This window comes from Oscillatoria sp. CS-180 (genome assembly GCF_028330965.1).
In the GTDB taxonomy this organism is placed as follows: Bacteria; Cyanobacteriota; Cyanobacteriia; order Phormidesmidales; family Phormidesmidaceae; genus Halomicronema.
On record NZ_JAQMUB010000019.1, the window covers coordinates 163,365 to 175,325 of the forward strand.

The window sequence follows — 11,961 nt, forward strand, 5'->3', positions numbered from 1 at the left end:
ACTCCGATCATGTTTTTTGAACTGCTGAGTGCGATTAATGACCCGGCTAAGCAGGGTAGCGTTGATCAGCTTAATCAGATCACTAGCTCAATGCAGCAGCTCGCCAAAAGCCAAGGTTTGAGCAATGATCAAATGTCCACCATGATGTCTGCTTTGGGAGGGGCACTCCAGCCCGCTCTCAAACAACAGTCAAGTCAATTGGGCAATGGTCAGCTGAGCACCTTGCTGAATCAGTTCACAGGCGGCAACAATACGAGTGGTCTTCAGTCCATGATTCCCCTACAGATACAGCAGCAGCTCGCTCAGGTGGTTGCTCAAAAGACGGGGATGAATTCGGCCATGGTTCAGGCAATGATGCCTCAGCTCCTGAATGCAGCCATGGGAATGTTTAAGATGGGGGCTAGTAAACCAGGTGTTGGTATCCCTAACGGCAATCCCTTACTCAATGCCTTTCTGGACAGTAACCGCGATGGCAGTACGGATATGCGGGATGCTCTGAAGTTCGCAAGTCGCTTTTTGAATGCCCCTGGTTAATCGTCAGGCTCTGATAACAGACCATCAGACGCCCCTTCGGGTGAGGAAATCATACGGTGCGTTCCAGCTAATTGAGTTCCTGATTGAGAGCTAATAGAGTTGTATTGAACGAGGAGCATCGTAGCTTTGCTATGATAAGCCACTTCTACAGGGATGTTGCCTTTGATGACGTGGCTGAACAGGCTTTCTCGACTAGCTCCCAAAATAACGACATCGCTTTGGTGGATATAACTAAGCTTCACGATCGCGTCCGAAACGTTATCGTCTACTAGCATTCGTGTCTTAATAGGCGCGTGTAAGTGCCGCTCCAAAAATTTAGCTCGACGAATCAATTGCCGATGCAGCGTCGCTTTAGTCTCGCCATTAGGGGCGATCGCGCAGAGACAGACTTGTGGCTCGCTGCCTAAAGTCATGAGTGCGGGTAATAGCCGCCAAGCCAATTTGGAATTAGGGCCACCAGCAGAAGGCAGTAACCAGCGGTTGAAGGCAGTAATCTGCCCTGGTTTGACCACAATGACGGGACAAGGAGATTGCCGTAAAAGCGTATCGACGACATTGCCCAAAACCCGTCCCGGCGTAATCGACGGGCGTTTCCATCCCAATATCACCATATCAATGTGGCGCTTTTTGATGACCTCTAGCAGCGTTGGAGCAACTTCATGGGCGACACGAATTTGAGTATGCAGAGGCACATTGGTATTCTGAACGACTTGTTGAGCATAGCTGAGCAACTGCTGTCCTTGAGTCATATCGGCTGGAGCTTCTTCTGGAGACAAAAAGCGGGGCACTAGAACAACATGTAAACACTCCAGCTCATATTGCTCCTGTTGAGCGATCGCGATCGCCATATTCAGCAGTAAAGGGGCCGTATCGGAGTCACTTAGGGGCAACAACAACCGCCCGCGACCCGTTGCGGGCGATCGCGTCCGATAAACGCCACAGGACGGTGTTGCCGCCGGTCCTAATTCCGCTCCCTTACCGCTCAATCGCTCAGACTCGGCTCGAATAATGTCGCCCCGTGTAATAATGCCAACCAACTTCTTACCCTCGGTAACGGGCAGGCGGCTAATTTTGAGGCGATTGAGTAAATCTAGAACTTGTGGCAGAGACGATTCGGGGGTCACCGTGACCGGATGAGTCGTCATGATGTCTTTAATCAGCAAACCCGAAGTTTGGGTCTTATCACCTAGATCGCTTTGAGTCACAATGCCAACCAGCTTTCCCTGAGCGAGAACAGGAAAGCCTCGATGGTGGGATCTTGAGAAGGCTTCCAGTGCTTCATATACGGTCATACTGGCGGACAGGGTTTCGACTCGTCGCTGCATCAAGTCTTCAGCCGTGAGGTTAGCCCAGGGGTTGGCATTGGAAGGAATGGGATTGAGTTCGACACCGTGGGAAGCTAGCAGGCGATCATAGATAGATCCAGATGAGATTTTGTCGCTTAATAAATACGCTAGTCCAGACCCAATCATCAACGGTAGGACCAAGTTGAAATTTGCGGTCATCTCAAAGACAATGACGATCGCGGTGATGGGCCCTCGTGTAACCGCACTAAAAAAGGCTCCCATCCCCGTCAGGGCATAGGTTGTTGTATTGCTGCTTTCCAATGTTCCCGCTGGCAGCCCCATCCAGGCATGACTAGCTTGAGCGACAAAACTGACCAAGCAGCCCAAAGCTGAGCCCAAAACAAGAGCAGGTGCAAATAGTCCCCCTGAGGCTCCCGACCCGTAGGCAAGAAGGGTTAGACCAAATTTGGCAATGAAGACAATGGCGATAGTTTGCCAAGCTGCTCCGCCTGTGACTAAAAATTCTCGCAGTCCGGTGTTGTCTTGAGCTGCGATCGGCAGTGCAGCCCCAACCAGTCCAGTGCAAAATCCAGCGAGTCCAATCCGGAGTGGCAAACTCAAATTGGTCATCTGGCGAAAGAGATTGAGGCTAGAGAAAATGCCTTTGCTGAATAAGCCCCCAAAAATCCCTGCCATGACTCCCAACAGTGCTAAAAACGGGAGATCTTGCACTGATAGCCCTGTCTGCAACATGCCAAAGTTGTTGAGGTTTAGCCCTTGTCCGCCCAATAATCGCGATACGACTGCTCCAACAAAGGAAGCCAAAATGGCCGTTCCTAATGTCAAACCGGAAAAGTCTTGCAGCAGTTCTTCAACGACAAATAAAACGCCTGCGATCGGAGCATTGAACCCTGCTGCTAACCCCGCTGCCGCTCCTGCCGCAATTAATTGACGACGATACTCAGGCGATGTGGGCACCCACTGACTGAGCTGGGCCGCCAAAGCCGCTCCAATTTGCACCGTAGGTCCCTGACGTCCTAGGGAAAGTCCCGCACCGAGGGCAAGAATCGTGCTTGATAACTTGGCAAGTGCGACCCGCAGATCCAGGGAAATATCGACGTAGGCAAGCGCTGCTTTGACCTTAGGAATGCCGCTACCAATAGCCTCTGGAGCAACCCACTGGAGCAACCAACCCGAAGCAATTCCTCCGATCAGCCCAACCGAAGGTAAAAGCAGCCAAGCAGGAGCCGTACTGTCTAACCGCCAATCCGTGAGAATTTCAACGCTTTGCTTCAGCGCAACAGCTGCTAGTCCAGAAACTACGCCAATAATACAGGCTTCTAAAAAAGCAACCCGTTTCGAACCAAAAAACCTGTGCAAGCGCCGAAAGCGCAGCATTACTTAAACCTCGTCCAGACTTGAAACTGGATTTTCAAGGACTACAAGTACTCTAAATCTGTAGTCATCCATCCCCTTTCTATCATGCGTTCTGTACTAACGCGACCATCGTATGGCTACTGATCGCTTTCCATTACCCTTGATAGGCGACATCAAGCTATTACGAAATTCTGCTTGGCTATCGTCGTCCTGTTACAGAAAGCCCCTCCAGCAGTACAGAGGGTGTGTAGCAGGGACCATTCCAGTCGGCATCTTGGCCGAGTGCTTGTAGCTGCAGCAGAGCAGTATAGACGTTGCCGGACACCATCGTGTCCTTGACGCGACCTTGAATTTGGCCATTTTTAACCCGATAGCCGAGGTCAACATTGACCGAGAAATCTCCTGAGATGCCAGCAGTTTCACCCAAGATCTGATCCACGATGATGGCATCACTGAGGCTTTTGATTAGGTCTGCAAACGTACTCTGTCCTGGCTGAATTAATGTATTAAATAGCCCTGGTGTAGGAGCGCTGCCCAATCCAGGTCTAAAACCATTGCCTGTTGAACCGCCGCCTAGTTCTTTGCCAATGGTGCGATCGGTGTAAAACAGCCGTAGCTCTCCCTGATCAATCAAAACCAGCTTTTGAGTAGGAGTCCCTTCGTCATCAAAAGGACAGCTATAGGGACCTTCATCTGGATCTTGGTAAAGCGTTAACGCTTCGGAGGTAACTTTTTCACCGATACGATCGCTCCAAGGTGATGACCCTTCCAATACCCGTTTGCCACTCAGCGCCGACTGCACCGTGCCCCAAAGGGTATCTGCGGCTTTTGCCGTAAACAACACGGGAACTCGTCCAACAACAGGTGGAACATTGCGTTCAGCCCAAATAAGACGTTCCAAAATATGATGGGCGAGAGCATTGGGGAATAGGGCATCACGACACACTTGTCCATCACCGACGATGAGGAAGTCATCTCCCCGGACCCATTCCACAGCCAAGTAGCTACTGAGGGTAGTGTCGCTGTAGCTGTAGTCCAATCCTAAAGAATTCACAAAACGAGTGACTTCGGTGTCGCACTCTAGTTCGGCCTCACAGATGACTTCAGGATAGCGATCGCGCACCTCAGCGATCGCGGTTTCTCCCCACTCGATCATTTGCGATACGGGAACGTCAACCCCAACATCAGGATAGCGCTGAGCCATGCCTCGACTCAGTTCAATCGTTTCAGCATCATTGAGTTGGCTGATAGCGATCGCTTTATCTACCAGTGCTTGAGGCGAGATGGGTCCATGGGCAACGGCAATCCCAGGACAACCATTGGTCCACAGGCGTAGCGCTGTTCCCTCCAATTGGTTACTTTCGAGCTGCTTAAGACGATTAGCTTCAAAAAAAACGGGCCGGGCTGACGAGCTTGATTGAAAAACCTCCGCCGCTTCCGCGCCTGCCTGTTTTGCCAAGTCCAGCAGTTGTTCTGGCAAGGTGTCCCAATTTGCCTCTGCCCCCATGCTGTATGTATCGACCCCAAACCGCGTTTTGATGTCTTCTTATCATCCTGGATAAGGGGACATTTCGACCAGTAAGAGTAACGCATTTCTCACAGACGCGGTGATGGCCACAAAAGCCAGTAATCTGTCAATCCTGAATGTGTCAGTTAGGTCACCGTTGGACAATCTAATTTATTTCTTGCTGATGCTGAGTTTCACTGCGTTCTGTGCCAGCCTACGAATACCTCTACTTTAGACGTTGACAAATACCAGCCCTTATCGTGACTCAGGGTTCAAGATGTGATCAAGGCCCACTACCTTTGATCCTTCATCCTCTCCTAAACGGGCTGCATGACGCGATCGCCCGCCTGCCAAACCTGCTTCAGCGTATCGATGAAAGCGTAAATGGGCGGTGGCTGTAGTGCATCGGCCAAATAAATGACGCCAATAACCCGCTCCATCGGAATTGGCAGTTCCGCCACAGTGAGATTCGAGGGAATGGGTTCTGCGGCCAGCCTAGCCATAATCGTGGCCCCTAACCCCTGCTGAACCATACTGAGAATCGTCGAATCTTCTCGAACCTGATAAGCCGGTTTGATATCGTATCCGGCACCCGTTAGGTATCGACTAATCAAGTCTCGACAGCAGTCTCCTGAGTACGGCAAGATGAGCGGATATTGAGAAATGTCGTTTTTTTCGTCAGGAGGCGCAAAGTCGTCTTTATTTGGCGGCAGTAAGAGTACGTAGCGATCGCGCAGCAATTCCCAGGCTTCAAACTCGCTACTAGTCGGCAAATAGGTAAATCCAATGTCTGCCCGACCCTGACGGACCTCATCCTCTACGATACGAAAATGGTTATGCTCCTCAATGCTGACCTGAATAGCGGGATAGTGGCTTTGGAATCGATGAATCACCTCAGGCAAAATGTGCGTCGCTACGCTGCGAAAGCCAGCAACCCGCACATACCCTTGCTGCATTCCTCTAGCCCGTTGGGCATGCTGCCCAATTTTCTCTAAGGTTTGCAAAACGTTCCTAGCTTCAGCGGTAACTTCTTCTCCCAAAGGAGTGAGTACAGCACCCTGACGTCCACGGCTGAGCAGAACGACGCCCAATTCTTCCTCTAGGGTCGCGATCGCGTGACTGACGGCAGACTGAGACAAGTCAAGCTGAAGCGCAGCATCGCTGAAAGTTCCCGTATCGGCGATGGTAACTAGCGCCCGCAACTGCGAAATTTTGAGCCGATAGGGATTGATTTCGCCCATACTGCTAAAATCCTGATTTCATTCTCTAATAATAAACGGGTAATTATAGACGGGGCTTCTCGGAAAACGTATGGCAGAGTCATTCTTAACTGTACTTATTCTGTTTGGAGCCACTCTCATTTCGTCAACCTTTGGATTCGGCAGCGCACTTTTCGCCATGCCCCTGCTGACGCTGCTATCGGGAATTTCAACCGCGACCCCGCTTTTCGGTCTTGTCGGACCCACCATTTCAGGCATTATTTTGGTGCGAAATTGGCGGCTTGTGGAACTGGCATCGGCTTGGCGGTTAATTATTACCACTTTAATGGGCATTCCTATTGGTGTTTGGCTAGTGAAATACGTTCCTGGGGATTGGGTGACTCGCTTTCTGGGTATTTTCCTGATTGGGTTTGGCCTATATCGTCTGATGAATTGGCAATTAGTGCAGCTGAAATCAATGCATTGGGCAATTCCCTTTGGATTTATTGCAGGTATTTTAGGCGGCGCATACAACACCAATGGCCCCCCTGTAGTGATCTATGGAAACATGCGTCGCTGGTCACCAACCGAGTTTCGAGCTACGCTACAAAGCTATTTCTTACCCACCGGAATCGGCATCCTTATCAGTCATGCCGCCGCTGGATTGTGGAATCCCCACCTCTTTCAGCTTTACGGTCTATCACTGCCGGGTATTTTGGCAGCGATCGCGATTGGTGGCTGGATCAATCAGCGCCTCCCCATAGAACGATTTCAATCGCTACTCTCAGGACTTTTGGTGGTACTGGGAATCCTGCTTTGGATTTAACCCCAGGACTCTCTAAGCCCGCAACAAAACTATTCTTTGACAGAGGCAGACTTAGACCTGACGCAGAATCTCTACAGGGAGAGCGCAGGTAATACCCAATTCACACAGCCCTATAGCCATCTCAGATGACTTCTGGGGGTGAAAAGGCTTTTTGAAGAAGGCGTTTAAAGAAACCTAATTCAAAATCCAAACAAGATCGCCATAGTAGCCGAATCGCTCATTGGCGTAAGTCTTGAGGATGCTAGAAATTTCTGCCTTGCCCTTTTTCGGGAAAAACCTAGACCGATTGGTCTAGGTTGTGCTATTGTTAGGCCATGGTCGAAAGCAAAAAGGTCTTGATTTAGATGACACGTGGTCCTAGCAAGCAGTTTGATACTGAAGTCGCTTTAACTAAAGCAATGGAAGTGTTTGCAGCGCATGGCTATGAGGCCGCCAGTCTTTCTCAGTTGCTGAAGCACATGGGGATTGGGAAAAAGAGCTTGTATGACACCTTTGGCAACAAGCAGTCGCTATTTCTCAAAGCTTTGGACCACTATGCTCAAACAACCGTTCGCACAGTGCGCAAACGTCTTTCGGCTGATGGCTCTCCATTAGAGAACTTGACATTCTTGTTGAAAGACTTACAGCAGATGCACAGCCAACCGGACAGTTGCGGCTGTATGCTCGGCACCAACATTGCTGATTTCGATACCAGTGATGAGGAAATTGCGACGGTCATGAGAACTTACTCAAAGCAGATAGAGGATGCCTTCACTGCAACGCTCGTTCGCGCTCAAGCAGAAGGAGAAATTACTCCCAGTGCTCAACCCAGAGCTTTGGCTCGCATGTTGCTGTGCACTACTCAAGGCTTGGCCCTGCTGAGTCGGATCATGGATGACAACACGGTTTTAGAGGAGGCGATCGCAGCAACAATTGAGTTGCTGGACAAGAGCTAAATTTTTTTGCGAAAACTTAGACCAATCGTTCAAGGTTTTGATCACTAACAATAAGGAGAAACCAAAATGAGCTACGACATTACCCACAAAACTGTTCTAGTCACGGGCGCTAATCGCGGCATTGGTAGAGTGCTTGTGGAATCCTTTATCGAGCGTGGTGCAGCTAAAGTCTATGCGGCAGTCCGGCGATTGGAGTCCGCTGCACCACTGGTTGAAAAATACGGTGACAAAGTGGTGCCGATCCATATCGACCTTGCAGATCGTCAGTCAATTAATGCCGCTGCTCAGGCTGCTAACGATGTCCAGGTTGTCATCAATAACGGAGGTGTTTTTCAGGGTGAAACGCCTTTAGCTGAGGATGCGATCGCCTCCCTCGAATTTCAAATGAACGTCAATGTGTATGGCTTGATTCAGATGGCTCAGGCGTTCGCCCCTGTGCTTAAGGCCAATGGAGGCGGTGTCTTTGCCCAGCTTAATTCAGTGGTTTCTATCAAAACGTTCTCTCACTTTGCGACCTATTCGGCATCTAAAGCAGCCGCCTATTCCATTACTCAGGCACTAAGGGAACTCTTGCAAGAACAGGGCACCCTTGTCCTCAGCGTTCATCCCGGCCCAATCGCAACCAAGATGGGTGATGCCGCAGGACTGACTGAAATTGCCGAGCCTCCTACACTAGTCGCTGATGCAATCTTTAAAGCTTTGGACCATGGCGATTTCCACGTCTTTCCAGACTCTATGGCAAGGCAAATTGGGGCTGCCTATCAGAGCTTTGCTGAAAACATTGTTGAAGCTAATCTTTCAGAGGGGTAATCCTTGCTACGACCGATGCGTCAAAATCATCCCGATGCATCGGTTAAGAGATGCTCCACTTTACCTGTGACTTTAAACAGGTCTTACACAAATGGGCTATTCGGCTGCTAGGGCGAGTTACCTGTAGAGATTCTGCGTATAGCAGTGTGCCAGTAAAACCAGTACTCTCTGTTTCCTGTCACGTACTCCCTGTTCCCTTTGGACTGTGAGTATCACGATTGATGGCCATTCATCAAAAATCGCGGAGGATGGGGAAAAGTAGATTCCTGAATTCTAGTTTCTAGCTATCGTCTTCTAACTCCCTTCGACAGCATCGCTTAGACTGTTAGAGCTAGTTCATCAGAACTGTGAGAAAGCATGGCTCGATTTCTTCATCTAGCAGACATCCATCTGGGATTTGACCGCTACAACAGCCCTGAACGCACCAAAGACTTTTTCTTTGCCTTGTCAGATGTGATCCAGAAGTATGCGATCGCTGAGCAGGTGGACTTTGTCCTGATTGCGGGTGATTTATTCGAACACCGGGTTATTCAGCCTTCTGTGTTGAACCAAGCTCAACTCTGTTTGCAAATGCTGCAAGCGGCTGAAATTCCCGTGTTGGCCATTGAGGGGAACCACGACAATACACCCTACGGCACCTCGACCAGTTGGCTCAAGTATCTGTCGCAGTGGGGCATTTTGAAGCTGCTGGAACCCGGTAATCTGGCAGCTGGAGAACCGCTCTATTCTCCCTGGGATGACGCCAGCAAGCGTGGCGGATATATCGACTTACCCTGTGGGGTACGGGTAATAGGTTCAGCTTGGTATGGAGCAACGGCAGTGCAGGCGATCGCTCAAATTGCCGAAGCCATCCCAACCCTTCCCCCCAGCCCAGGACCAACTGTTCTAATGTTTCACCATGGCTTGGAGGGACAAATTGCTCGTTATAGCGGAGCAATTCGCTACACCGAGTTGTTTCCTCTTAAGGAAGCAGGGGTTGATTATTTGGCGCTGGGTCATATTCACAAGAACTACACGGAAGGCGACTGGATCTTTAATCCCGGCTCTTTGGAAGCAAACAATGTCGAGGAAAGTGGCTTCAAACGAGGTGCCTATCTCGTGGATATCACAGCAGATGGCATTGAGGCTACCCTACAACAGGACTATCGACAGCGATCTATCGTCCGATTGCGAGTAACCACGACAGGAAACGAGAGCGAAGACGACGTGCTAGCAATGGCAACGGCAAAAGTTGAAGCGGCTATTCAGGCTAGAGATCTTGTCCCCAACGAGCACCCCATCGTGGAACTCTGCATCGAAGGTGTCGTTGGATTTGAACGCCTTGATCTAGACATCCGTCAACTGCAAAAAACGCTGCAATCTATGAGCGAAGCGCTTGTTTTTCTGGTTAAGTATGACGTCGAAGAACGGGAATTTGCCTCGCCCGTTGCAGATGACGCCAGCCGAGATCAGATTGAACGCAACGCATTCTTGGATCTGCTGGCTGGGCATCGTGATTACAAAAAACGCGCCAACGAGTTGTCCACAGCCCTTGTTGACCTCAAGGAGCGTCGTTTAGCCAGACAAGAGGACGAAGTGCTGTATCAGTATGTAGACGACATATTGGACCCAAGCTAAACGATGGCCATTCAAGATCGGAGGGAAGACCGTTACGATAACATGTGCGATCATGCTTCAGTTCCGTCAGAACAAGACGACGGGCCATTTGACTCTGCGCTGAGGCCCGAATGCTACTGGATGTATTAACCCAGATCGCTAAAGTTACGATATTGCTTACGGTTGATGTCAAATACCCTCCACTGGCGTAAGGTCGCTGTGTGGTTGAGGGTAATTTGCATGGGCAGTCTCATAACTCGGCTCGGGTTGTCGCTAATATTTGCCATCTTTGGCCTGTTTACGTACTTCAATAGCACCTCCGAGAATCCCATTACGGGAGAAACACAGCGAGTACAGCTCACGCCACAGCAAGAGGTTGTGCTGGGTCAACAAGGCAAACAAGAGGTCATACAGCAATATGGCGGCTTGTATCCTGATGAAGCCCTGCAAGCCTACATCGATCAAATTGGGCAGCGCGTCGTTGAAGAATCCATTGCCGGAACGACTCCCTATCCTTTTGAGTTTCACGTGGTGGGTGATTCAGAGACGGTTAATGCATTTGCCTTACCCGGAGGACAAATCTTTATCACCACAGCAATGCTGGCAGAGTTGGAAGATGAGTCGCAGCTTGCTGGGATCCTAGGCCATGAGGCAGCTCATGTTGTTGCTCGACACGGCTCGGAGCGATTAGCTCGACAAAATTTGGGAGCCTTACTAGTGCAAGCGATCGCCATTGCTGCCAGCGATGGTGAAAATAATAGTGGTCGCCAAGCTGCCATTATTGCCCAGTCTGTCAACCAGCTGCTGAACTTGAGATATAGCCGTGAAGATGAGTTGGAGAGCGATCGCCTTGGCTTAGAGTTCATGGTCGATGCGGACTACGATCCTCGCGGTATCGTCGAACTCATGGAAATTCTGAACTCGATTGAGCAGAACGGTCGTCCGCCAGAATTTCTTAGCACTCACCCTAATCCAGAGAACCGGGTGCAAAAGCTAGAAGCCCTGATTGCAGAAAGGTTTCCTAACGGTATCCCTCCCGAATTAACCGAAGGGGAAGGCGAGATCGACCCAAGAACCGACTTAAGATAACCCAAACAGAAACGCCATTATTATGGAGACGACCATATGGACTTCACAATTCTCTACTGGTGTTTAGTTGCGGTGATGCTGCTCGGCGCCATTGGTGAACTCATTCCGGGTATGCCAGGAGCTAGCTTAATCCTTCTTGGTATTGTTGTCTGGTCAATTGCAACTGGATTCGCTGGCATCAATTGGGCCATTATTGTCGTGTTTGCCTTGCTGGTCCTCAGTTCCGCCGTCGAATTTCTGGCGGTTTATTGGGGTGCCAAACGGTTTGGAGCCAGCAAATGGGGACAAATTGGGGCTTTTGTCGGCTTGTTTTTCGGAGTTGTGGGGTTACTGCCCGCTTTGCCCGTTGGCGGCCCCGTTGTCGGTGTCCTTTTTGGTCCATTCATTGGAGCTTTTGTTGGGGAATTGCTATTTCGTCGCCAGTCCAAAGCGATCGAAGATTCCCGGGTGGAAACTGCTCTGAAAGCCAGTATCGGCACCGTAGTTGGCACGTTTCTGGGCAATCTAATTGACGGGATGCTGGCAATCTTGGCAGTCATCGTCTTCATCGTCACCACCTATCCTTTAGTCTCTTTGCTGTAGAGAAACTCTTTGAAAGAATGAAAGAAGCAAATATTGCGCTGACCCAGGGTCAGCACGTCATATCCTCTTAGTTCTACATAGTGAAAACCGACTCGCTCTTCTACTCGCTCTTTCAAACATCACCTTCCGTTTTCTTCGAACTGATTGGTCAGCCGGCTGCTAATGCTGCGGGCTATCGCTTTGCTTCAGTAGAAGTCAAGCAAACGGCGTTTCGCCTTGA

Annotated in this window: 11 protein-coding genes; 8 read left to right on the top strand and 3 right to left on the bottom strand. The window is 50.1% G+C overall.

Going from position 1 to position 11,961, the window contains the following annotated elements:
• The first annotated feature begins 9 nt into the window (after positions 1 to 9).
• Positions 10 to 534 (top strand): hypothetical protein, encoded by a 525-nt coding sequence (locus tag PN498_RS03140; RefSeq protein ID WP_272061222.1) that lies wholly within the window; start codon positions 10 to 12, stop codon positions 532 to 534.
• On the opposite strand, the gene PN498_RS03145 is transcribed toward PN498_RS03140, so the two are convergent.
• The 3 genes from PN498_RS03145 to PN498_RS03155 form a co-directional block, all read right to left on the bottom strand.
• Entirely contained in the window at positions 531 to 3,218 is a 2,688-nt protein-coding gene (locus PN498_RS03145; protein WP_272061223.1) for a chloride channel protein, read from the bottom strand. The genes PN498_RS03140 and PN498_RS03145 overlap by 4 nt on opposite strands.
• Before the next feature lie 178 nt (positions 3,219 to 3,396).
• Complete coding sequence (locus PN498_RS03150) at positions 3,397 to 4,704, bottom strand: TldD/PmbA family protein (RefSeq protein ID WP_272061224.1); 1,308 nt, start codon at positions 4,702 to 4,704, stop codon at positions 3,397 to 3,399.
• 317 nt (positions 4,705 to 5,021) lie between these two features.
• Positions 5,022 to 5,945: a LysR family transcriptional regulator gene (locus PN498_RS03155; RefSeq protein WP_272061225.1), complete on the bottom strand. Its 924-nt coding sequence runs from the start codon at positions 5,943 to 5,945 to the stop codon at positions 5,022 to 5,024.
• Between the two features lie 70 nt (positions 5,946 to 6,015).
• Here PN498_RS03155 and PN498_RS03160 point away from each other — a divergent pair, with 70 nt between their 5' ends.
• The 7 genes from PN498_RS03160 to PN498_RS03190 all read left to right on the top strand — a co-directional run.
• Positions 6,016 to 6,729, top strand: a complete 714-nt coding sequence (locus PN498_RS03160; protein ID WP_272061226.1) for a sulfite exporter TauE/SafE family protein — start codon at positions 6,016 to 6,018, stop codon at positions 6,727 to 6,729.
• A gap of 344 nt (positions 6,730 to 7,073) precedes the next feature.
• A complete protein-coding gene (locus PN498_RS03165; RefSeq protein ID WP_272061227.1) occupies positions 7,074 to 7,664 on the top strand; it encodes a TetR/AcrR family transcriptional regulator in 591 nt (196 codons plus the stop codon).
• Positions 7,665 to 7,730: 66 nt separating this feature from the next.
• Positions 7,731 to 8,474, top strand: a complete 744-nt coding sequence (locus PN498_RS03170; protein ID WP_272061228.1) for an SDR family oxidoreductase — start codon at positions 7,731 to 7,733, stop codon at positions 8,472 to 8,474.
• 357 nt (positions 8,475 to 8,831) lie between these two features.
• Complete coding sequence (locus tag PN498_RS03175; RefSeq protein WP_272061229.1) at positions 8,832 to 10,091, top strand: metallophosphoesterase family protein; 1,260 nt, start codon at positions 8,832 to 8,834, stop codon at positions 10,089 to 10,091.
• A 219-nt stretch (positions 10,092 to 10,310) separates the two neighbouring features.
• Positions 10,311 to 11,159 (top strand): M48 family metallopeptidase, encoded by an 849-nt coding sequence (locus PN498_RS03180; protein WP_272061230.1) that lies wholly within the window; start codon positions 10,311 to 10,313, stop codon positions 11,157 to 11,159.
• Positions 11,160 to 11,195: 36 nt separating this feature from the next.
• Positions 11,196 to 11,741: a DUF456 domain-containing protein gene (locus PN498_RS03185; RefSeq protein ID WP_272061231.1), complete on the top strand. Its 546-nt coding sequence runs from the start codon at positions 11,196 to 11,198 to the stop codon at positions 11,739 to 11,741.
• 80 nt (positions 11,742 to 11,821) lie between these two features.
• Positions 11,822 to 11,961 (top strand): DUF2887 domain-containing protein (locus PN498_RS03190; RefSeq protein WP_272061233.1); only part of this gene is annotated, 140 nt, incomplete at its 3' end.

Bases quoted from the DNA above. Each gene is read 5' to 3' on its own strand.
- PN498_RS03170 (WP_272061228.1), top strand. From the start codon at position 7,731: ATGAGCTACGACATTACCCACAAAACTGTTCTAGTCACGGGCGCTAAT.
- PN498_RS03175 (WP_272061229.1), top strand. From the start codon at position 8,832: ATGGCTCGATTTCTTCATCTAGCAGACATCCATCTGGGATTTGACCGC.
- PN498_RS03185 (WP_272061231.1), top strand. From the start codon at position 11,196: ATGGACTTCACAATTCTCTACTGGTGTTTAGTTGCGGTGATGCTGCTC.
- PN498_RS03150 (WP_272061224.1), bottom strand. From the start codon at position 4,704: ATGGGGGCAGAGGCAAATTGGGACACCTTGCCAGAACAACTGCTGGAC.
- PN498_RS03180 (WP_272061230.1), top strand. From the start codon at position 10,311: ATGGGCAGTCTCATAACTCGGCTCGGGTTGTCGCTAATATTTGCCATC.
- PN498_RS03145 (WP_272061223.1), bottom strand. From the start codon at position 3,218: ATGCTGCGCTTTCGGCGCTTGCACAGGTTTTTTGGTTCGAAACGGGTT.
- PN498_RS03155 (WP_272061225.1), bottom strand. From the start codon at position 5,945: ATGGGCGAAATCAATCCCTATCGGCTCAAAATTTCGCAGTTGCGGGCG.
- PN498_RS03140 (WP_272061222.1), top strand. From the start codon at position 10: ATGTTTTTTGAACTGCTGAGTGCGATTAATGACCCGGCTAAGCAGGGT.
- PN498_RS03165 (WP_272061227.1), top strand. From the start codon at position 7,074: ATGACACGTGGTCCTAGCAAGCAGTTTGATACTGAAGTCGCTTTAACT.
- PN498_RS03160 (WP_272061226.1), top strand. From the start codon at position 6,016: ATGGCAGAGTCATTCTTAACTGTACTTATTCTGTTTGGAGCCACTCTC.